Origin of the sequence: Acinetobacter beijerinckii CIP 110307, from assembly GCF_000369005.1 — a bacterium.
Taxonomy (GTDB): domain Bacteria; phylum Pseudomonadota; class Gammaproteobacteria; order Pseudomonadales; family Moraxellaceae; genus Acinetobacter; species Acinetobacter beijerinckii.
The window spans coordinates 583525-606878 of record NZ_KB849764.1 but is presented as its reverse complement, the minus strand read 5'-3'; the positions used below and the strand labels follow the sequence as shown (position 1 = coordinate 606878).

Annotated in this window: 20 protein-coding genes; 3 read left to right on the top strand and 17 right to left on the bottom strand. The window is 37.1% G+C overall.

Translation table 11 applies throughout. The features are described from left to right. Nucleotides 1-77: 77 nt before the first annotated feature. Nucleotides 78-1310, bottom strand: coding sequence for an alkane 1-monooxygenase (locus F933_RS04485; RefSeq protein WP_005058881.1), 1233 nt, complete (start codon nucleotides 1308-1310; stop codon nucleotides 78-80). Nucleotides 1311-1500: 190 nt separating this feature from the next. Here F933_RS04485 and F933_RS04480 point away from each other — a divergent pair, with 190 nt between their 5' ends. Further along, a complete protein-coding gene (locus F933_RS04480) occupies nucleotides 1501-2433 on the top strand; it encodes an AraC family transcriptional regulator (RefSeq protein ID WP_005058880.1) in 933 nt (310 codons plus the stop codon). A 45-nt stretch (nucleotides 2434-2478) separates the two neighbouring features. Here the strand turns inward: F933_RS04480 and lpxA are convergent, their stop codons facing one another. From lpxA to rimO, 12 genes are all read right to left on the bottom strand, one after another. Further along, nucleotides 2479-3267 (bottom strand): acyl-ACP--UDP-N-acetylglucosamine O-acyltransferase, encoded by a 789-nt coding sequence (gene lpxA, locus F933_RS04475; RefSeq protein WP_005058879.1) that lies wholly within the window; start codon nucleotides 3265-3267, stop codon nucleotides 2479-2481. Beyond that, a complete protein-coding gene (gene fabZ / locus F933_RS04470; protein WP_005053892.1) occupies nucleotides 3264-3749 on the bottom strand; it encodes a 3-hydroxyacyl-ACP dehydratase FabZ in 486 nt (161 codons plus the stop codon). Before fabZ ends, lpxA begins: the two co-directional genes overlap by 4 nt. Before the next feature lie 6 nt (nucleotides 3750-3755). Further along, nucleotides 3756-4826 carry a UDP-3-O-(3-hydroxymyristoyl)glucosamine N-acyltransferase gene (gene lpxD / locus F933_RS04465; RefSeq protein ID WP_005058878.1) on the bottom strand — a complete coding sequence of 357 codons (1071 nt, stop codon included), beginning with the start codon at nucleotides 4824-4826 and terminating at the stop codon, nucleotides 3756-3758. A 3-nt stretch (nucleotides 4827-4829) separates the two neighbouring features. Next, nucleotides 4830-5330 carry an OmpH/Skp family outer membrane protein gene (locus tag F933_RS04460; RefSeq protein ID WP_005058876.1) on the bottom strand — a complete coding sequence of 167 codons (501 nt, stop codon included), beginning with the start codon at nucleotides 5328-5330 and terminating at the stop codon, nucleotides 4830-4832. Nucleotides 5331-5371: 41 nt separating this feature from the next. Further along, the gene (bamA, locus tag F933_RS04455; protein WP_005058873.1) at nucleotides 5372-7882 is read right to left on the bottom strand and encodes an outer membrane protein assembly factor BamA; all 2511 of its coding nucleotides are present in this window, start codon (nucleotides 7880-7882) and stop codon (nucleotides 5372-5374) included. 33 nt (nucleotides 7883-7915) lie between these two features. Continuing rightward, the gene (rseP, locus tag F933_RS04450; protein ID WP_005058870.1) at nucleotides 7916-9271 is read right to left on the bottom strand and encodes an RIP metalloprotease RseP; all 1356 of its coding nucleotides are present in this window, start codon (nucleotides 9269-9271) and stop codon (nucleotides 7916-7918) included. A gap of 4 nt (nucleotides 9272-9275) precedes the next feature. Then, nucleotides 9276-10472: a 1-deoxy-D-xylulose-5-phosphate reductoisomerase gene (gene ispC, locus F933_RS04445; RefSeq protein ID WP_005058868.1), complete on the bottom strand. Its 1197-nt coding sequence runs from the start codon at nucleotides 10470-10472 to the stop codon at nucleotides 9276-9278. Further along, nucleotides 10473-11297, bottom strand: coding sequence for a phosphatidate cytidylyltransferase (locus F933_RS04440; RefSeq protein ID WP_005058866.1), 825 nt, complete (start codon nucleotides 11295-11297; stop codon nucleotides 10473-10475). It lies immediately after the preceding gene. Nucleotides 11298-11299: 2 nt separating this feature from the next. Continuing rightward, on the bottom strand, nucleotides 11300-12049 hold the full coding sequence (gene uppS / locus F933_RS04435; protein WP_005058864.1) for a polyprenyl diphosphate synthase: 750 nt from the start codon (nucleotides 12047-12049) through the stop codon (nucleotides 11300-11302). A gap of 7 nt (nucleotides 12050-12056) precedes the next feature. Next, nucleotides 12057-12611, bottom strand: coding sequence for a ribosome recycling factor (gene frr, locus F933_RS04430; protein ID WP_005053871.1), 555 nt, complete (start codon nucleotides 12609-12611; stop codon nucleotides 12057-12059). 76 nt (nucleotides 12612-12687) lie between these two features. Beyond that, nucleotides 12688-13416: a UMP kinase gene (pyrH, locus tag F933_RS04425; RefSeq protein ID WP_005053870.1), complete on the bottom strand. Its 729-nt coding sequence runs from the start codon at nucleotides 13414-13416 to the stop codon at nucleotides 12688-12690. 51 nt (nucleotides 13417-13467) lie between these two features. Continuing rightward, nucleotides 13468-14811, bottom strand: coding sequence for a 30S ribosomal protein S12 methylthiotransferase RimO (rimO, locus tag F933_RS04420; protein WP_005058861.1), 1344 nt, complete (start codon nucleotides 14809-14811; stop codon nucleotides 13468-13470). 329 nt (nucleotides 14812-15140) lie between these two features. Here rimO and glnL point away from each other — a divergent pair, with 329 nt between their 5' ends. Further along, nucleotides 15141-16250: a nitrogen regulation protein NR(II) gene (glnL, locus tag F933_RS04415; protein ID WP_005058859.1), complete on the top strand. Its 1110-nt coding sequence runs from the start codon at nucleotides 15141-15143 to the stop codon at nucleotides 16248-16250. Continuing rightward, nucleotides 16237-17733: a nitrogen regulation protein NR(I) gene (glnG, locus tag F933_RS04410; protein ID WP_005058857.1), complete on the top strand. Its 1497-nt coding sequence runs from the start codon at nucleotides 16237-16239 to the stop codon at nucleotides 17731-17733. Before glnL ends, glnG begins: the two co-directional genes overlap by 14 nt. 95 nt (nucleotides 17734-17828) lie before the next feature. On the opposite strand, the gene F933_RS04405 is transcribed toward glnG, so the two are convergent. From F933_RS04405 to F933_RS04390, 4 genes are all read right to left on the bottom strand, one after another. After that, entirely contained in the window at nucleotides 17829-18449 is a 621-nt protein-coding gene (locus tag F933_RS04405; protein WP_005058855.1) for a 2OG-Fe(II) oxygenase, read from the bottom strand. Nucleotides 18450-18622: 173 nt separating this feature from the next. Next, nucleotides 18623-20785, bottom strand: coding sequence for a malate synthase G (locus F933_RS04400; RefSeq protein WP_005058853.1), 2163 nt, complete (start codon nucleotides 20783-20785; stop codon nucleotides 18623-18625). A gap of 284 nt (nucleotides 20786-21069) precedes the next feature. Beyond that, nucleotides 21070-22215, bottom strand: coding sequence for a cell division protein ZapE (gene zapE / locus F933_RS04395; protein WP_005058851.1), 1146 nt, complete (start codon nucleotides 22213-22215; stop codon nucleotides 21070-21072). A gap of 118 nt (nucleotides 22216-22333) precedes the next feature. Continuing rightward, nucleotides 22334-23353, bottom strand: a complete 1020-nt coding sequence (locus tag F933_RS04390) for an AraC family transcriptional regulator (protein ID WP_005058849.1) — start codon at nucleotides 23351-23353, stop codon at nucleotides 22334-22336. Nucleotide 23354 lies beyond the last annotated feature (1 nt).

The window sequence follows — 23354 nt, the reverse complement described above, 5'->3', positions numbered from 1 at the left end:
ACAAGAAAATAAAAAAAGCACCGATGATAGCTCATCAGTGCTTATGCTTTTGGGAGCAATTTGGAAAACTTAGTTCATTAAGATTCAACAACATCTTGTTGTAAAGATTTATCAATCACACCAAACTTTTTAAAGATTTTGGCGCGACGTTTTGGATAAATATTCGCTTTATTTAAATCACCTTTGTAATGATCAAATACGCGCTTATCCATCATTTTTGACCATAATGGTGGAATTAATGCAGGAAGTAACATACTTGCATAACCACTAGGTAATTCAGGTGCTTCATCAAAGTGACGTAAAGCTTGGAATGGGCGTGTTGGATAAGCATGATGGTCAGAATGACGCTGTAATTGATACAAGAACAAGTTAGTCACAATATTATTATTGTTCCAGCTATGCTCTGGCATTGTACGCTCATATTTACCATTTTTGTCTTTTTGACGTTTTAAACCATAGTGCTCAATATAGTTAATCACTTCAAATAAACTAATGCCATAAAATGCTTGTGTCGCTAAATATGGAATCACACCTTTACCAAATATGCCAACCATTGAACCATGAAAAGCTGCACTCATGCCCCAACCTTGTAGAAGCTCATTCTCAGTTGACCAAAACTCTTTACCTTTACGTTTTAAACGATTGGTTTCAATCTCTATTGCTGATTTAAAAGAACCAATCACTGTACGTGGCCAAAACTCATAAAAAGTTTCACCCATTTGTGAAGATGCTGGATCTTCAGGTGTTGCTGCACGCTTATGATGACCATAAGGATGCTCGACACGGAAATGGTTGTAACCCGTTGGTACTAAGGCTAAATGCGATAATATATGATCAATACGATCATGTTTGTGACTTAACTCATGAGCAGTATTGATAGCGATACCATTAATCGCACCCATCGAAATACCTAACAAAATTTTATCAATGAAAGATGTTTCTTTGCGACTTGTTAAATAACATGCATACACGTTTGCAGCATATTGTATTGGAATAAAACTTTTGACTAACTTAGAGTAGTAAGGGTCTTTTTCAAGTAGTTTAATATCTTCATCTGTTGGATTGTTAGCATCTTTACCAATAATCGTATCAATTGTAGGAATGACAATATGAAGTACAATTGGTCCACCTAAAGCGAATAGTTTTTTCAACGGACGTGGTGCAAATTGATAACCTGCTAAAATTCCAATTCCAATTGCAGGTAAAGCTGGGCTAATCGCCCATAGATAGCGCTTACGATCCAACTCAGTTTTTGATTTTGAAATGCTTACTGGCGTAAGTTCGTGCTCAACATTTACTGGCGCATTCATCATCTAATCCATGTCTTTGTATATATATGCTTATTTTGAGTTATTATGATTTCTATGACAGTTGCAAGCGTCCAAAAAACCTATGTTAGAGTCTTTGGCATATTCACGCATGTTTTTGTCCTATAAACACATATTGAGTTATTGTGATAGCTCTCTATAATTTAAAATAATTATGTAGTTTTAAAATCATATGGATGCTCTAAGTAAAATATTTGCAGATATACATTTAAATCGTAGTGAATATATCTATTTGAAAACTCAGGGAGAATGGAGCTTTTTTTGCCAAGATCAATCAGCACTCATCGTCCATATCGTTCTTGTTGGTTCTGTTTTTATTGAACTTGATGCACAAAATAGTTTAACGGCACATGCTGGTGAAATCGTCGTTATTCCTTCTGGAAAAGCACATACAGGTGCTGACAATACAATCACTAAACTTGTAGATGCAGTAGATATATCAAAATTATTCGATGGGCATAAAGAAGATGCTATAGAGTTTGGTACAAACTCATCCGAGAAAAACCTGATTCTGACTGTTCGTTGTCAGATTGATACCATTATGGCAAAGCCGTTTATTCAAGCTTTACCACCGCTCATTCACCTGCAACATGGCGATACCAATGCACCAGAGTGGTTACAGATCGGCTTACATTTTCTTGCTTTAGAAACGCAAAATATTCAAGCAGGACGAGATATCATTATTGATCATCTAGTGAATATCTTATTGATTAAATGTATACGTGATCATATTCAACAAATCTCTACCCAACATGGCTGGCTCAGTGCTCTCAATCATCCTGAACTTAGCAATAGCCTAGCAGCAATTCACAATCACCCTGATGAAGCTTGGACAGTTGAATCTTTAGCTGAACAATGTTGTATGTCCCGTTCTAAGTTTGCAAGCCTATTTCATGAAGTGATTGGTGAATCGCCTTTAGCCTACCTACAACAACATCGTATGCGTCTAGCAAGCCAATATCTACGTAAAAGTAATTATTCAGTACAGCAAGTCGCCAATAAAGTTGGATATTCATCAGAAACTGCTTTTAGCCAAGCATTTAAAAGAACCTTTGAATTCTCACCTAAACAATATCGCCAAAATTATATCCAAGTAGAAAACTAAAAATAAAAAAAGACACCTGAGTGTCTTTTTTTATTCACGAATGAATTAACGCACAATTCCACGAGTTGATTGTTCTAACGAATCAATAAATAATTGTGCTTCAGGCGTTTTGACTAAAATTTCATTTTGGATTTGTTCAATAGCCTGCTCAGACGTAAGGCCTGCTTTATAAATTAGTTTATAAGCTTCTCTTAAACCTTGGATAGTATCTCGAGACCATCCTTTACGACGCATGCCTTCAATATTCATACCATAAGCATGTGCTGGGTTGCCTGATGCCATGATGTAAGCTGGTACATCTTTAAGAATTAAAGATGCTCCACCAATCATACTGTAAGAATCAATTCTACAAAATTGATGAATACCGGCATTTCCACCTACAATGACATGATCACCTACACGCACGTGCCCAGCAACACCGACATTATTCGCAAAAATATTATGATTTCCAATATCACAATCATGTGCAATATGCGTATTCACCATAAATAAGTTATGGCTACCAATTTTTGTTAATGCATGATCCTGAACAGTACCTCTATGTAAAGTACAATGCTCGCGAATAGAGTTGTTATCCCCTATTTCTAACCATGTTTCTTCGCCTTGATATTTTAAATCCTGACAGATTTCTCCAATACTTGAGAACTGGAAAATATCATTATTTTTACCAATTTTTGTAAAGCCACCAATCACTACATGCGAGCGTAATTTTGTCCCAGATTCTATACTGACATTTGGCCCAATAATACAATAAGGTCCAATTTGAACGTCAGATGCAATTTCTGCAGATGGGTCAATAATTGCTGTGGAATGTATTAGATTTTGGCTACTCATGTCTGCTCAATTTTTTGGTGGGAAATAATAATCTCAGCCGTTGCTGCAATTTTACCGTCAACACTGGCAGTACAATTGTACTTGTAAATGCCGCGTTTTTGCATAACAAGTTCAGATTTTAAGATAAGCTGGTCACCTGCAACAACCTGTTTCTTAAATCTAATTTTTTCTGCACCTGCAAATAAGAATAATGAACCAGCTTTAGGCTTTTGATTTGTTAGAACAAATCCTAAAATACCAGAAACTTGTGCTAAGGCTTCAATAATGAGTACGCCAGGCATAATTGGATAAGTTGGAAAATGCCCTTGTAAAAACTCTTCATTGATTGATACGTTTTTATAGCCAACGATACTATTTTCCGTTACCTCTGTAACACGATCTACCAATAAAAAAGGATAGCGATGAGGTAAATATTCACGAATAGTTTGAATATCCATTGGTAATTCAGGCATTGTAAATGCTGGTAAGGTAGACTCAGTCATAATAAATTATTTACGTAACTTCAAGGTTGATTCAAGGGACTCTAATTGAGCTTGCATATGATCAAGCCTTTTACTAATTTGGGTCAATGGCACATCTGCTAATTGTCTTAGGCGAACAATTGTCTTTTTCCAATGACTATTTTCAAACAACCCCATGCCAGAAGAATACGTTCCAGACTCAGAAATATTTTTTGTGACCATTGACATTGCTGTAAGTGTCACGTTATTAGTAATTTCAAGGTGTCCAACCACCCCTGACGCACCGCCCATGATACAGTTTTTGCCAATTTTTGCACTTCCTGCAATTCCGCAATTTGCGGCAATTGCGGTGTTCTCTCCAATTTGAACATTGTGAGCAATTTGCACAAGGTTATCAATAATGACGCCATCTGCCAAAATCGTATCATCTAATGCACCGCGATCAATACTACAATTTGAACCGATACGAACATCATTTCCAATACGAACTGACCCCAATTGAGCAATACGATGCCACTTGCCTTGGTAAGGTGCAAAACCAAAACCCTCGGTCCCGATCACGGTATTAGCGTGAATACGAACCCGATCTTTTAGTTTAGCAGCACCGGTAATGGTCACATGCGCATCAATAAAGCAGTCGTTACCTACTTCCACATCATCATCTATAAATGCATGGGGCTGAATAATTGTATTATTACCAATGACGCAATTCTCACCAATTACAACATAATGACCGATATAGGCATCGTCAGCGATAATTGCAGAAGGATGTATTTGGGCAGTACTTTCAATTCCTCGCTGAGAAATCTTTTTTTCGAATAGATGCGTTAAAGTAGCAAATGCCAAATAAGGATTATCAACAACAATAAAATTTTGCTTTGTAGAAAGTTGTTGTTTGAGAGCCGCTGTCACAATATAAACACCAGCGTGACTTAATTCTGCTTGTGCTAAATATTTATCACCATTCACAAAACAGATGTGATTTTGCTGGGCATTTTCTAGACTTGCTAAATTACAAACCTGAAGTTCTTTTTCACCAAAAAGCTCACCTTTTACAAGGTGAGCAATTTCTTCTAAACGATAACTACGTCTATTCATTGATTATTTCATTGCATTAACCTTTTGAATCATTTTATCAGTTAAATCATACTGAGCGTCAGATGCAATGGTAGAATTTTTATTTAAAATAAAATCAAGATTGTTTTCTTTACGTAATTGTTCAGCAGCTTGCTTCACACGATTTTCAAAAGTTGTGTTCATCGTTTGTAGGCTAGATTGAACCTTAGTTTGCAAACCTTGCTGAGTAGAGTTAAATTCATTTAACTTAGCTTGGTATTGCGCTGTCATTTTTTGAATATCAGCCTGATTCATTTTTGGGCCTTCAGTCTGAGCTCTTTGTTGCAAAGTCTCTAGCTCTTTACCTAATTGCTCTAATCGCGTAGAGGTAGGTTTCACTGATTGACCTAAACTTGCATTTTGTTGTTTTAGATAAGTGCTACTTTCAACAACTTTTGCTAAGTCTACAACTGCCATGCCAGCAGCATTTGCAAGAGAAGTTACCGTTAAACCTAAACTTAGCATTAAAAATGTCAGCGTTTTCATTATTTCATCCTTTATATATTGAATATTTGGAAAAGCCGTACTTAGAAAGTACGACCGATTTCAAATTGGATCGATTTAGTATCATCGCCCGGTTTATCATTTAACGGGTAAGCATAGCTCAGTGAAAGTGGACCGATCATTGTGATCCAAGTAAAACCAACACCTACGCTGTAACGCATATTACCAAAATCAAATTTGTTATTATCTTGGCAGTATTGCTTCATATTGATACTACTACCATTAACCAATACACTGCCTTGAGGTACATCACATTGAGTATCAAATACTTGTGCGCCTTCAGCAAATAATACCGGACGAACTTGACGTGTCCAATCGCCTTTAAAAGGTAACGGTAACGCTAACTCTGTTCCAAACTGAACTAAAGCATTACCACCAACTTCTTCAGGGTCAGGGTCATTTCTGTTGGTTTCTTGGAAAATTACACTTGGATATTTTGGTCCTAAAGAACTATTATCGTATCCACGAACTGATCCATAACCACCTGCGTAGAAGTTTTTATAAAATGGTAGGTCATTACCATAGCCTAACTTACCATAACCTCTGAGTACAAAGCCCATTGGTAATGATTTAAATGCTTGAGCATCATAAGTCATTTTTTGATAATCAACATCACTGCCAGGCAAACCAATTTCAAGCCCTACGCGATGCGACATACCTGATGTCGGGAAAATAGGTCGATTCAAAGTATTATACGACCAGCCCAGGTTTAGATTATAAGTTAAGAATGTTCCTTCGAAGGCACTATTATAATTTTCAAATCCACCTTCGCAAGTTCCAGGAACATCTTTTCCATCTACAACTTCATTTTTTCCGCTTCGACACCAAGTAGATTGACCAGTTGCTTTACCACCATTTGATAACAAATAGTCACGAATATAAGTCGAAACACTTGGTCCAGTTCTTACTTTGGTTTGATCTACACCCAATGAAGCACTTAAACTTTGATTTTCATCAATTGGATAACCAAAACTTAAACTACCACCTACACTATCTGTAACATAATTATTGACGTTATAATCTTCATTTAACTTGGTTTTACGGTAATAAACATTATAACCACGGCTCACACCATCAATCGTAAAGTATGGGTCTGTCACACTAAGATTATAATAATCTTGGGTTTCAGAACGTGATAAATCCACTGAAACTCGATTACCTGTTCCCATAAAGTTGGTTTGACTCAAACCAGCTTGGAAGGTAATACCACCATTTTGAGAATAACCCACAGCAAGTGTTGTTGTACCTGAATGTTGTTCTTCAACATTTACATTTAGATCAACTTGGTCAGGTGAGTTTGGTACACGAACTGGTTTTACATCGACCGTTTTAAAGAAACCTGTGCGTTCTAAACGTACTTTTGAAAGGTCAATTTTTTCGTTGCTCGCTAAAGCACCTTCCATTTGACGCATTTCACGACGTAATACTTCATCAGCAGTCTTGCTATTACCAGTAAAGTTAATACGACGAACTGTGACTTGTTGACCAGGATTAATATAATAATTTAGGTTAACAATACCTGTTTGATTATTAATTTCAGGTACAACATTCACTTCTGCATAGTAATAACCCGCATTACCATATTTACGAAGTAGCAATTGCTTGACTGCATTTACTTTTTCTTGTGAATACGTCTCACCATCTTTATATAACTTTAAAGCTTGTAATTCTTCAGGCTTATAAAGTGCATCACCAAGGAATTTTGTATCACCAAATTTAAATTGGCTACCTTCATCAACAGAAACTTCAATGAAAATATTCTTTTTATCTTCACTGATATTTAGCTGTGAATTAATAATATTGAAATTGATATAACCTTTATTTAAGTATAAAGCACGTAAAGCCTCTAAGCTTGCAGCCATTTTTTCGCGCGCATAACGGTCATTACGGGTAACTATTGATGCCCAACCGCTCTCTTTTACTGCAAATGCTTGCTTAATATCACTATCACTAAATACTGTATTACCAATAATATTAATATCAAATACTTTAGCGGCAGTACCTTCATTAAAATTTAACTTTAATTCAACACGGTTATTTGGTCGAGCTACAGTTTCAACTGTCACATCGGCATCATAACGACCTTGTTGCGTATATTGTTGTTCCAATTCAGTTTCAATAATTTGCAATGCAGACTTTTTGAAAACTTCACCTTCAGCAATACCCATTTTTTTTAAGCCTTGTTCTAAGGCTTCTTTAGGGATAAGTTTATTTCCTTTGAATTCAAGTTTGGAAATGATCGGACGTTCAATAACTTTGAAAACCAATATATCGTTTTCTTTAAAAGCTTTGATATCGTCAAATAAACCAGACGCATACAATGTACGTATTGCCTCTGCAATCATTGGATCACTAACACGATCACCACTATTTATTGGTAACATCGAATAGATACTTGCAGGTGTTAAACGCACAAGGCCATCAATTCGTATATCTCGTGCAAGAAACTCATCTGCTGCGTATGCTTGTTGTACCACTGCCATCGCACTAACCAGTGCCAAAGGCATTAATAAATGTGTGTGACGCATGCCCATATATTTTCCAGTAAGTTAAATTCCATTCGCGTTTTATAAACGCATGAAGTCGTTAAATAAAGCCAAAAGCATCATGCTACCGAGCAGTAACATACCAACTTTAAGACCAAATATCTGTATTTGTTCAGAAACAGGTTTACCACGAATTGCTTCGATAAAGTAATAAACTAAATGTCCACCATCAAGCATCGGGATAGGTAATAAATTTAATATTCCCAAGCTAACACTCATTAATGCCATAAATGAAATAAAAGTCTGCCACCCCATTTCAGCACTTTGACCAGCAACTTTTGCAATCGTTATTGGACCAGATAAGTTATCTAATCCAATTAAACCACGAACCATCTTAATGATTGAATTAAAAATCATTCCTGATAATTGAGTGGTTTTATCAAAAGCCACACCTAAAGCTTCAATCGGTGAATATTGAATCGTTTGTTTGTATTCGTCAGGAATGGTAATTTTACCTGCATCACTTTTAACACCCAGCATACCTGTGGTATTGCCCATATTATCACGCTGACCTTGTGGCATAACTTGCAGGTGCACAACTTGACCTTGACGCAAAACATCAATATTCAAAAGTTTTTCAGGTGATTTCTGTACAACATCAACCACATCAAACCAATCTTTCATTGGGACATTATTGATTGCAACAATTCGGTCACCGACTTTCATTCCTTGGCGAATTGCAGCACCATCTGCGCTTAACTCTTTAATTATTGCAGGAATAACAGGTCTATAAGGTAAAAAACCTAAAGCGTCGAGTGGAGATTCACTTTGGTCTTTCAAGAAATCTTTAATAGGTAAATTAAATTGCTTTTCACTACCTGATCTATCAACAACAATTGAAACTACACCCGTTTCACCTACACGATTTACAAGTGTGTAATTCAATTTTTCCCAAGTCGGTGTTGATTGCCCATCAACCATTAAAATTTTGTCATTAACTTTTAAATCAACTTGAGCCGCTGCTGTATTTGGCAAAATTTTACCAATACGAGTATTCAATTGCTCTTGAGCGGGTAAAAATAAAATCCAAAACAGAAATACCGCAAAGATTAAATTAATTAATGGACCAGCAGCCACAATCGCAATCCGCTTCCAAGGTGATTGACGATTGAACGCATAAGGCAAATCTTCTTCAGATACATTTCCCTCACGCTCATCAAGCATTTTGACGTATCCACCTAATGGAAGAGCTGACAACTGATATTGGATTCCAGATTTTTTAGATTGCCATTTCAACAATGTTGGTCCAAAACCAATGGAATAAACTAAAACTTTGACACCCAGTTTACGAGCAACCCAATAGTGACCAAACTCATGAATTGCGATTAGTGGACCTAGCAACAAAATCGCTGCTGCAATCATAAAAAGTGCATTCATACGATTAGCCTCCAATATCCGCTATATACTTTTCCGCAACTCTTCTAGCGATCATATCAGTATGTAAAATGATGTCTATGCTTTCTGCTTTTGCATTTTGTATTAACTGCAAAGTGTTCTCGACAACTTGAGTAATCTGGGTAAATTTGATTCTTTGTTTCAGAAAAGCGTCAACCGCAATTTCATTTGCCGCATTTAAAATGGTTGGTGCTAAACCACCAACACGCATAGCTTGGCGTGCCAAATTTAATGCAGGAAATTTAACATTATCTGGCGACTGAAAATTCAACTGCGCAGTTTCAAATAAATTTAAGGCTGGAACGTGCGTTGACAATCGTTCAGGCCATGCTAAAGCATGTGCGATTGGCGTACACATATCAGGGTTACCCATTTGCGCCAAAGTTGATCCATCCACATATTGCACCATTGAATGAATAATACTTTGTGGATGAACAACAATTGTAACAAAATGTTCTGATATTGAAAACAAATGGCACGCTTCGATCAATTCTAGACCTTTATTCATTAAAGTCGCAGAATCGACAGAAATTTTTTGCCCCATAGACCAATTAGGATGTTTACATGCTTGCTGCGGTGTCACTTCATTTAATTGTTCTAATGTATGATTAAGAAATGGCCCACCTGAAGCTGTCAGCAATATCCCCGAAACACCTAATTGCGGTTGACCAGTTCTTTCAGCGCTTAAATAATTGTGAGGCAATGACTGAAAAATTGCATTATGTTCTGAATCAACAGGTAATAATAACGCATTATGATCACGTGCGGCTTGCATCATGATATCGCCTGACATCACCAGCGATTCTTTATTTGCAAGCAAAACACGCTTACCTGCTTTTACAGCAGCTAAAGTAGGCAAAAGACCTGCCGCACCGACGATCGCTGCCATGACAATATCGACATCAGCATGCTCAGCTATTGTAATGAGGCCAGATTCATCTGTCAGAATTTCAATTTGATTTAAATTTTCATTTTTAAATAATTGATGAAGTTCCGAAGCTTTTTCTTTTGGTACAACAACAATTTTAGGATGGAATTTTTTACATATAAACAAAAGTTCGTCTAAACGACTATAAGCAGAAACAGCAAACACAGAATATTGATCAGGATGCTGTTCTAAGACTTTTAAAGTACTTTGTCCAATTGAACCAGTAGCGCCTAATATACTTACAGCTTGGGTCATTTAAAGATCTACACCAATAAGTTTTAATATATACATACCTGCAGCAAAAATTGGTGCAGCCGCGAGTAGAGAATCAATACGATCTAATACACCGCCATGACCAGGTAAAACACGACCAGAATCTTTAATGCCCGCACGGCGTTTAATCATAGATTCAAACAAATCACCAAGTACTGACGCAAAAACTGTTATTAAAGAAAGTATTAGAAATAGAATAAGCTGTAAAACAGTTAAATTCAGATAGAAATATTGAACCACAAACATAATAATTATTGTTGTTGCAATACCCCCATATAAACCTTCTACAGATTTATTTGGGCTAACAGTTGGAGCAAGTTTTCGATTGCCAAACTTACGTCCCACAAAGTAAGCACCACTATCTGCTCCCCAAACCAAAAGAAACAAGTACATGAGCCACCAAGGTGAACTATGCCATACAGCATAAATTGCAGTAACAGCAGCCGAGATTAAAATAAATCCGATAGCGTATAAAGATACGTTGTACCAATTATCTGACTCAGGAAAGCTTTTAACCCAATAAATACTACCTAACCAAGTTAGTATTGATGCAGCCCAAAGCAATAATGCTACATCATCGAAAAATAATGCCAGTGTCGATACTAATGCTACACAACCACCATAAATCCAAGCTTTTGGTTTAGAAACAACAGTTTCATTTCGTGGCATGAGTTTAAACCATTCATAACCAGCAACCCCAGCAGCTAAAATCATCAGTACAAACATTGGATAATGTGATTGCGTTGCGAACATGCAACTTAAAACAACTGCAACTAACACCAATGCGGTAATAATCCGCTCTAACATTATTAATTCTCTATTTTAGCTTGTTGAATCTGTTCAGTCGTTTTACCAAAACGCCTTTCACGCCCCGAAAAAACACAAAATGCATGATCAAGTTCTTCTACAGTAAACTCAGGCCATAAAGTTTCAGTAAAATATAATTCAGCATACGCCGCTTGCCATAATAAAAAATTTGACAAACGATAATCACCGCCAGTACGAATCAACAAATCGACTGCGGGTAAATCACTCAGACTGACATAATTATCAAATAAATCAACGTTTATCTGATCTGTTTTTAGCTTACCCAACAGCGCATCTTCTGCAATGCGTTTAGCAGCATAAGCCATATCCCACATTCCGCCATAACTAATCGCAATTGTTAATGTCATTGAATCATACGATGCTGTTTTTTTCTCAGCATCACTCATCAACTCACGTAACGGATCAGATAAACGAGAACGATCGCCAATAAAACGAAGAGCGATATTGAACTTTTCCATACGAGGCAATTGCTCATGAATTGTTTCTTCCAACAATTTCATTAACAAATCTACTTCATATTGTGGTCTATTCCAGTTTTCGCTAGAAAAAGCAAAAACAGTGAGTGCACGCACACCTACTTTTTTACAATGTTCAACGATAGGATCCAAGACATTTTTGCCTTCACGATGCCCATCACCTTTTTGCATTTGCTTTTTTTTAGCGAAACGATTGTTGCCATCCATGATGATGGCAACATGTTGAGGAAGAAGTGATTCTTCTTGCAAGGTCATAGTTAAATCAGACCTTCATCAATTCTGCTTCTTTTGCTGCAAGACGCTTCTCTACTTCAGCAACGAATTTATCAGTAATTTTTTGAATATCATCTGAAGCACGACGATCATCATCTTCAGAAATTTCTTTTTCTTTCAACAATGATTTGATATCACCCAACACATCACGACGAATGTTTCGAATCGCTACTTTTGCATTTTCTGCTTCAGTACGCGCAACTTTCTGCATATCGCGACGCGTTTCCTCAGTCAATGCAGCCATTGGTACACGAATTGCGTCAGCTGTAATCGGATTCAATCCTAAACCAGCTTCACGAATCGCTTTATCAATCGCAGAAACCATTGAACGCTCAAATGGTTGTACAAGCAAGGTACGCGAATCTTCAAGACCTACGTTTGCAACTTGGTTAAGGGGAACATCAGAACCATAGTAAGGAACCATCACACCATTTAAAATTGATGGGTGAGCACGTCCAGTACGAACTTTGGCAAAACCATTCTCTAACGAGTCAAGCGACTTGTTCATACGGTCTTCTGCGTCTTTTTTAAGATCGTTAATCATATGATCTTCCTTACTTATTCATTAGGTATTACAAAAAATTAAACATTAGTATAAAGAGCTTTAGGGCTCACGTACATTAATTCGTAACGTGAGTTCCCTCTTTTTCGCCCATTACGACGGAAAGTAATGCACCAGATTTGTTCATATCAAAAACTTGTAATGGAACATTATGATCACGGCATAAACAAATTGCAGTAAGATCCATAACGCCAAGTTTCTCATCCAATACTTGATCGAAAGTTAAATTATCGTATTTAACTGCATCGTCATATTTACTCGGATCTTTATTGTATACGCCATCTACTTTCGTTGCTTTTAAGATTAAGTTTGCTTCAATCTCAATACCACGTAAGCAAGCAGCTGTATCTGTTGTAAAGAAAGGATTACCCGTTCCAGCGACAAATACGCACACTTCACCTTGGCTTAGATGGCGAATTGCATCACGACTTGAATAAGACTCTACAACTGTTCCAATTTGAAGCGCAGACATTAGTCGTGTTTTAATATTACGGCGAACTAAAGCATCTCGCATAGCCAAACCGTTCATAACTGTTGCCAGCATTCCCATTTGATCGCCAGTCACTCGACCAACCAAACCATCTTTCTGCAATTGGCTACCACGGTATAAATTACCACCACCAACAACAATTCCGACCTGCACGCCTAAACCAACCAAATGAGCAATTGACAGTGACATTTGATCTAACACTTGGGCATCAATACCCATATCTTTATTGCCTGCTAAAGCTTCACCAGAAAGCTTGAGCAAAATACGTGAATAACGCGGATTCTTAGAAGCTGACATGCTTTACTCCAAAACGACCAATCTCAAAATTTTTTAATATTTCATACAATATCAAGCAGATTTAATCTGAATTAACTTTGCAAACAAATCGTATTCATCTGCATCAGTAATTTCGACTTCAAGTAAATCACCTGCTTTAATCACACTTTTATCAATATCTTCAACGAAAACGTTACCATCAATTTCTGGTGCATCTGCATATGAACGTGCTACAGCAACTGGGAATTCTTCTTCCAAGTTATCAACCAATACTGTCATCGTTTGACCGATACGCTTTTGTAATTTTGCAGCTGAAATCGCTTGCTGCACTTCCATAAAGCGCTCATAGCGATCTTGCTTGATTTCTTCTGGCACATGATCAGGGAGATCATTTGCTGTCGCACCTTCAACAGGTGAATAAGTAAAACAACCTACACGATCAAGCTGAGCTTCTTTGAGCCACTCTAATAAAATTTGGAAATCCTCTTCCGTTTCACCCGGAAAACCAACAACGAATGTTGAGCGAATCACCAAGTCAGGGCATTTTTCACGCCATAATTTAAGGCGTTCTAATGTATTTTCACTGTGAGCTGGTCGTTTCATCAATTTTAAGATGCGTGGACTGGCGTGCTGAAAAGGAATATCTAAATACGGTAGAATTTTACCTTGAGCCATCAAATCAATTGCTGCATCAACGTGCGGATATGGGTATACATAATGCAAACGCACCCAAATACCTAGTTGCCCTAGAGCTTCACACATATCATAGAATTTTGTTTTAACAGGCTGACCATTCCAAAAATCTAGCTTGTACTTCGTATCCACGCCATAAGCAGAAGTATCTTGAGAAATCACTAAAATTTCTTTTACACCAGCACGTTTTAACGCTGCTGCTTCATCTAAGACTTTTCCGACAGGACGAGAAACAAGATCACCACGCATGCTAGGAATAATACAGAACGTACAACGGTGGTTGCATCCTTCCGATATCTTTAAATAAGCGTAATGCTTTGGTGTTAAACGAACACCTTGCTCAGGTACTAAGTCAATAAATGGATTATGCTTTGGCGGAGCTGGTACATATTCATGCACTGCTTCCATTACATCTTGATACGCTGCCGCACCTGTTACTTTTAGAACATTAGGATGCATTTGACGAATTTTATCTTCATCTTTACCTAAACAGCCAGTGACGATCACTCGGCCATTTTCGCTCATGGCTTCGCCAATCGCATCTAAAGATTCTTGTACCGCAGATTCAATAAAACCACAGGTATTAACAACAACCAGATCAGCACCATCATAATCTGATGCAACTTGATAACCTTCAGTCTTTAACTGAGTTAAAATTCTTTCAGAATCTACCAATGCCTTAGGACAACCTAAAGATACAAAACCGACTTTGGGGGTCTTCATGAATCTGCGCTCCACTTGAATCGGCGTATTGTATGACTTTTCTTTGCTTCCGCATAGCTGCAATGACATCTCTTTGTGTAATGCACCAAAATACAACCAAAAATTTAAATAAATTCCAACAACGCACTATTTTAGAACATAATAAAATATTCAAAACACTCAATCTATGTGAAAAATACAGCATAAATAGAATACTTCTTTTATAAGTTGTTGAAATTTAGCCAATACAAAGTTGGCTCATATTTTGCATTTAGTAAAATCTTAGAAGTTAATGGCTATTTATTTAAATTGATATTTATTGCGCCATTTTAAAACAGGACGATTCACAAATGGATCAACAACACACTATCGACTATCGACTTTTAGTAGATAATCTGACAACTGCCATTTTATTGGTCGATAGTAAACTTAATATTTTTTATTTAAATTCAGCTTGCGAAGCTTTATTTGATATTAGCTTACTACGCGCATCAGGTCAGCCAGTCATAAACTTACTACATGCTCATGATGATTCATTTAATACTTATGATGCATTACAAAATACTCTTGAGACTGGTCAGCACTACACTCGTCGTGAAGCGGTGATTAACGTCAACTTTAAACCTATTCATGTTGATTATACCGTTTCACAACTGAATGCCGGAAAGAGCTATCACCCATTACTCTTGATAGAACTCAATCCAATTGATCGAATGTTGAAAATTTCTAAAGAAGAGAATTTAGTTCAACAACATCAAGTCGCACGTCAATTAGTTCGTGGCGTTGCACATGAAATTAAAAATCCATTAGCGGGAATTCGTGGCGCTACTCAACTATTAGCGAGAAGCCTAAATGACGAAAGTTATAGTGAATTTACTGACATTATTATTAGTGAAGTAGATCGTTTAACTAATTTAGCAGATACGATGTTGGGTTCCAGACAACTACCGAGTTATGAACTAGTCAACGTGCACGAGCCACTTGAACGTGTTCGCTCATTAATTGTCAATCAAACCAAAAAGAAAATTAAAATCACACGTGATTATGATTTATCTCTACCAGACGTGATGGCTGATCGTGATCAACTCATTCAAGTGATGCTCAATATTAGTGTCAACGCTGTACAAGCGATGACTGAAAATAAAGAATTTTTTGTAGACTCCGAGCCAGAATTAGTTTTAAGAACACGCATCCAACGCTTAGTCACAATTAATGGTGTTCTCAATCGCTCAACAGTCCGAATTGATATTGAGGATAATGGTCCGGGCGTTCCAGAAAGCATCTTAGAGTCAGTATTCTATCCTTTGGTTACAGGCAGAGCGAAAGGAACAGGCCTCGGATTAAGCATCGCACAAAACATAATGCATCAACATAACGGAATGATCGAGTGTCAATCCGTTCCAGGAAAAACCATTTTTAGTTTATATCTACCTTGGGAGTTAAACCATGTCACGAAATAAAATTTGGGTAATAGATGACGATCGTGCCATGCGTTGGGTACTCGAAAAAACCTTTAAAGAAGAAGGTTTTGACGTTACCAACTTTGAAGAGGCACAAACTGCCCTTGAACGCTTACACGATGATGCTCCTGACGTTATTTTAACTGACATACGTATGCCAGGGATTGATGGTTTAACTTTTTTATCAAAAGTAAAAAATACTCATCCAGATCTTCCTGTCATTATTATGACTGCTCACTCTGACTTAGAATCCGCAGTATCGAGTTATCAAACAGGTGCATTTGAGTATTTACCAAAGCCTTTTGATATTGATGAAGCATTAGCACTTGTCAATCGTGCCATTTTGCATCTTAATAAATTACAACAGCAAGAAGCTACCAAAGCAGCAGTCCCACTACAGTCAACTGAAATTATTGGTGAATCACCTGCTATGCAGGAAGTATTCCGTGCAATAGGTCGATTATCCCAATCACACATTACAGTACTGATTAATGGTGAATCAGGAACGGGTAAAGAACTGGTTGCACATGCTTTACACAAACATTCACCGCGTCGTGCCAAACCTTTTATTGCATTAAACATGGCAGCAATTCCAAAAGACTTAATTGAAACTGAGTTGTTTGGACATGAAAAAGGAGCATTTACGGGTGCGAACACCCAACATCAAGGTCGTTTTGAACAAGCCAATGGCGGTACGTTATTCCTAGATGAAATTGGTGATATGCCTTTTGAAACGCAAACTCGTTTACTTCGCGTCTTAGCAGATGGCGAATTTTATCGCGTTGGCGGACATGTGCCTGTGAAGGTTGATGTACGTATTGTTGCTGCTACCCATCAAGATTTGGAAAAGTTGGTGAATGATGGACGTTTCCGCGAAGACTTATATCATCGCTTAAATGTCATTCGTATTCATATTCCAAAACTTGCACATCGTAGCGAAGATATTCCGATGCTGGCGCAACACTTCTTAGCTCGTGCAGGTAAAGAGTTAGGTGTTAGTCCTAAAATTTTGCGTACAGAAACGACTGACTACATGCAACAGCTTCCTTGGCCGGGTAATGTTCGCCAACTAGAGAATACATGTAGATGGCTTACCGTGATGATCACTGGACGTGAAGTCTATCCAGAAGATCTTCCTGCCGAGTTAAAACAGGTCTCCATTCATAAACCAAGCATTGACCCAGCAACTCAAGCTACATCAAACCCAGCTTTAGTAGAACGCGTTGCAGTCCATCATTGGGATGAGTTGCTAGGTCAATGGGCTGTTCAAAAATTAAAAAATGGTGAAATGAAAATCTTAGATATCGCCACGCCAATGTTTGAACGCACACTCATTATTGCTGCCTTACAACAAACACGTGGGCGTAAACGTCATGCAGCAGAACTTTTAGGCTGGGGTCGAAATACCTTAACCCGTAAACTAAAAGAGCTTGGTATGGACTCAGCGGATGATGACGAGGAAGATGAGGTTCGTTCAGCTTAGCAATTAGCTAAATAAAAAAGCGAGTAATTGATTACTCGCTTTTTTATATCTTCTATTGAACTATACAAATTCTTAATTCAATAAACTTATAAGTTTTAACCAAACAACTTTTTCAGTTTCGCACTTAAACCATGTACAAAGCGATGTTTAGCGTTGGCTTTATCACTGGTTAAAAAGTTAATTTGAATCGATTGACGTTGCCCCTCATACGGCACATAACCATGCCAACCATTATCAGTGACTTTAAAAGCAACTAATGTACCCGGACCTGCATTGATTTCCTCAACATAATCTTCCATGTTCTTTTCATCATTTAAAATACGCAGACGACCTGTCGGAGCATCCCAAGATTCATTTAAATAGATTAGAACTGTAAGAAGTTTAGTTTTTGAGTCTGAGTGAATACGACCATCTTTTTGACGCGAATAACCACGCAAAGTGATCATCATGGGATGTTCCATAACATCCACATCAAATTTTTCTGTGAGGATTTGACGGAATTCCTTGGTATCCAATGATTTTAAAAAACGATCAAAATTAGGCTTAATCTCAACATCTTCGATATTGTAACTTCCACCCTGTTCAATTTTTGGGAAATCCTGAATAACAGCATTCACTTCACTATCAACAATTGAATTTTCCAAAACAAAATATGGATATGGCGAAGTAGAAACTTGTGCTTGTTTCAAAGCATCTAATTTTAAAATATGTGACATCGTTATGATTCGACTAAATGATCAAATTAGGTGGGATTATAGCAAAAATTTAATTTTTAGTTCATTAGGTGTTTTATATACTGTTTTTTTATTCTAAGGTTATTAAATTACCAAAAATCAGTGAATTAAAAATAGAAAAAGCCCCCGAAGAGACTTTTTCTATTTAGATGAACTTAATCACCTGTGTAACCTTTTAATTTTAAACGAGCAGCATGTAACAATGGCTCTGTATAACCAGATGGTTGCTCAGCACCTTTGAAGATTAAGTCAGAAGCTGCTTGGAAAGCAATACCATCAAAGTTCGGTGCCATTGCCGTATAAAGTGGATCATTCGCGTTTTGCTGATCAACAATCACAGCCATACGCTTCAATACTTCTTCAACTTGCTCTTTAGTAACAATACCGTGACGTAACCAGTTTGCTACATGTTGAGAAGAGATACGTAATGTTGCACGATCCTCCATTAAACCAACGTTGTTAATATCTGGAACTTTAGAACAACCAACACCTAAATCAACCCAACGAACAACATAACCCAAGATACCTTGACAGTTATTTTCAAGTTCGTTGTTTAACTCTTCAGCAGTCCAGTTTGTCTCTGGAGCAAACGGAGGCGTTAATAAGTCATCTAAAGTTAGCATCTCTTCAGAAGCCAACTCGTCTTGACGTGCTTTAACATTGATTTGATGATAATGCAAAGCATGTAGAACAGCACCTGTTGGTGAAGGAACCCATGCACAAGATGCACCTGCATTTGGATGTGCTGTTTTGGTGCTCAACATATCTTTCATGCTATCTGGCTTAGGCCACATACCCTTACCAATTTGCGCTTTACCTTGTAAGCCACATGCCAAACCAATTGCAACGTTACGGTTTTCGTATGCAGCAATCCATTTTTGAGTCTTAACTGCTTCTTTACGAACAACTGGTGCAGCTTCCATAGAAGTATGGATTTCATCACCCGTACGATCCATGAAACCTGTGTTAATGAAAATTGTACGGTCTTTTGCAGCTGCGATACAGTTCTTCAAATTCACAGAAGTACGGCGCTCTTCATCCATAATACCAATTTTAAGCGTTTTAGCTGGTAAGCCAATCGCTTGTTCTGCACGTTCAAACAACTCAACAGCAAATGCAACTTCTTCTGGACCATGCATTTTCGGTTTAACGATATACATTGAGCCTTTACGAGAGTTGTGGTTTTCATTTTCACCACGAATATCTGCAATTGAAAGTAATGGAGTTACCAATGCATCCATAATACCTTCAAAAACTTCTTCACCCTCAACAAGGATCGCAGGATTTGTCATCAAATGCCCTACGTTACGAAGAAGCATAAGTGAGCGACCATGCAAAGTTGTAGTGCCACCAATCAGGTTTTGAACAGTACGGTCTTTGTTTAATGTACGAGTAACGGTTCTACCATTCTTCTCGATAGACTCTTGTAAGTCACCTTTCATTAAACCTAACCAGTTACGGTATCCTTCAACCTTTTCTTCTGCATCTACGGCAGCAACAGAATCTTCTAAATCCTGAATTGTTGTGATTGCAGCTTCAAGTGTTAAATCCTTTACGCCCGCCGCATCAGTATTACCGATTGGGCTATTGGCATCGATATCGATAATAACGTGCAAACCATTATTTAATAATACGATTTCGGTTGGATTTGCAGCCTCACCATTGAAACCAACAAATTGTGATTCATGCTCTAAAGATGTTGTAGAACCATCTTTTAACGTTACAACCAATCCATTAGATACAACTGCGTATTTAGTAGCATCAGCATGAGAACCATTTGCTAATGGGAAAGTTTGATTTAAGAAATCTTTAGCGAATGCAATCACTTTATCGCCACGAACAGGGTTATAACCTTTACCCTTTTCCGCACCATTTTCTTCAGAGATTACGTCTGTACCATAGAGTGCATCATATAATGAACCCCAACGCGCATTGGCAGCGTTTAAGCAATAACGCGCATTACGTACAGGTACAACCAATTGCGGACCTGCCAATAAAGCAATTTCTTCATCAACGTTTTCAGTTGTTACATCGAAATCAGCAACTTCTGGAACTAAATAACCAATTTCAGTTAAGAACGCTTTATAAGCATTTAATTCAAACTTATTATTGCGATGCCATTCATCAATCTTTGCTTGTAGATCATCACGCTTAGCCAATAATGCTTTGTTTTTTGGGCTTAGATCGACAACGACTTGCTCGAAGTTTTTCCAGTAAGTTTCACTATCTAAACCAGATCCTGGTAAAGCTTCATTTTCGATGAAATCATAAAGTTCTTTAGCAATCGCTAGCTTGCCTTTTTGAATACGTACAGTCATTGTCTTTCCTGATGGTGCTAACTTTTTATAACAAGAATCCTAGTATACTGATTTATACTAGCCTGAATAGTAATATCACATTCCTAAATAGTAAGCATTTTCCCAATAAGACCTATTGACAAATACATTGATTTATAGAATCAAACAATGAGTCATTTACTTTCTAGTTATGCGATATACTTCTTTTTTCAAACCAACTTAGTTATAGCAAAATTCAATCAAGAATAAAGCCTTATTCATACGAAAATATAAAAAAAGGCATTCCGAAGAATGCCTTTTTTTAATTATGTTGTTTGCGCGCCATGAATTTGTCGATGCTCTGAATGCAAGTAATCGTCTGATTGCATTTCCAACAACCGTGAACGTGTTCGTTCAATTTCAAAAGCCAGTTTGTCGCCTTTGTACAAATCAATAATTGAGTCTTCAGAAGTTAGAATCAACTTCACACCACGATCATAAAATTCATCGACTAGATAAATAAAGCGTCTAGTTCCTTCAGATAAAAAGTCTGTTAAATGAGGAACATTACTTACCAAAACCGTATTATAGATATTGGCAATCTCAATGAAATCGGCTGGGCTACGTGGTTTAAAACATAATTCTGAAAATTCACACCACAATACATCCTCAGTGTGACCTAAAGTCTCAACCACACGATTATTAATCATGATAGGTGTATTAGATAAAGCTTGTGTATGCGTTAATGCTTGAAAGCGCTCACTCATCCATGCTTGCGCATCATTCGTTAATGGATGCTTGAATAGTTGTGCTTGCTTCAATACACGTAAACGATAATCAACACCTGCATCTACATTTAAAACAGTACAATTTTTTTGTACAAGTTGGATCGTTGGCATAAAACGATCACGGTGAATACCATTCTTATATAAACCTTCTGGCGCAATATTTGATGTTGCGATCAAGGTAACACCACGTTCAAACAATTTTTGGAATAAATCACTTAAAATCATTGCATCAGTTACATTCGATACAAAAAATTCATCAAAGCAAATCACTACCGCATTTTTATAAATTTGATCTGCAACAGAGTCAAGTGGATTACGCTGCCCAGATAATTTATTTAATTCTTTATGCACATGTTGCATAAAATGATGAAAATGCATACGAGTTTTACGTCTAAATGGCACTGATTCATAGAATTGATCCATGAGCCATGTCTTCCCACGCCCAACACCACCCCACATGTATACGCCTTTTGGATAGGTTTGACGACGAAAACGTCTAAATGCTTTCTTAGAGGCTTTATAACGAGTAAGTAACTCTTTCCATACTCGATCTAACTCTTGCACTGCCTGAGCTTGCGCCTCATCTGGCATGAATTGTCCTGACTCAATCGCTTGTGCATAACGTTCAGCAGGTGAAGTTGGAATATACGAAGTGCTATGAGAGTCTGGCTTAGTATTTGACATAAGGTGTTATTACAATTTTAATTGGTGAAAATTATATCGAACATTGAGTTCAAAGACATTAGATTTTAGGCTTAATTATCATAGAGTTTAAACATCATAATGTACCATTTTTAAGCATTTACATTTTTCTATTATATTGTCTCGGACTACGACCAAACCACCGTTTAAATGCATGATTAAATGCCGCAGGTTCTGAATAGCCCAACATTTCGGCAACTTGCTCAATTGAGTATGAACTATTTTCAATAAACTTTATTGCTTTTTGCTTAATCAATCTTTCACGAATTTCTTTATAGCTGGTCTGCATTTGCTGCAACTGATGTCTTAAAGTTCGTTCAGGAATATTTAATGCACATGCTGTTTCAGACATCGTTGGAATGACACCTTTTTGCATTTCTAAATAATCTTCTACATATTCAACAATGGTAAATTTAAAATCAGCGCTCTTCTCAAAGCGTTTGATATCCTCTAGGCATTTTTCTTCATAGATACGATAGGTCAATGCATCTGCTGATGGAATTTTCATATCAAGAATTTGAGTGTTTTCTAAAATAAATGCCGCTTGATGACATCCAAACTTTACATCTACCCCATAGTAATCTTGGTAGGCAAAAAGCAATTCTGAATTTTTGGGTTTTTTAAAAGGTAATTCAATTTGAATACTGGGAATATCTAAACCCATCATTTTAAAAATATCTTGTAAAAATTTATACGTGCCCGATATTTCACACTGTGCTCGAAACTGCCCTAGGTGAGTATCTAAATCAATTGGTTGATATAATAGATGAATAAAATCTTGCTGAACATTTAGTTCTAATGATCCAAATAAATGTGTAAGCTTCTGAAATTGAACTCCATTTAATAAAGCAGTATTTAAATTTTTACTAGTAACTAATAACATTAAAAAAGGACCATATCCTGCTAAAGCATAATGTTGTCCTATAAATAATCCTTGTTCAGATGATATGTCTTGACTAATATGCTGAAGAATATCCCATTCTATTTGATCAGGAATGATTGAGCTTGGATCTAAAGCATCGGCATGAATTCCCATATTTATCAAACGCTCGTCCACATCAATACCGACATGACGCATGCCTTGAATCAAATACATCAATCCGAGGATAGATCTCTTCATA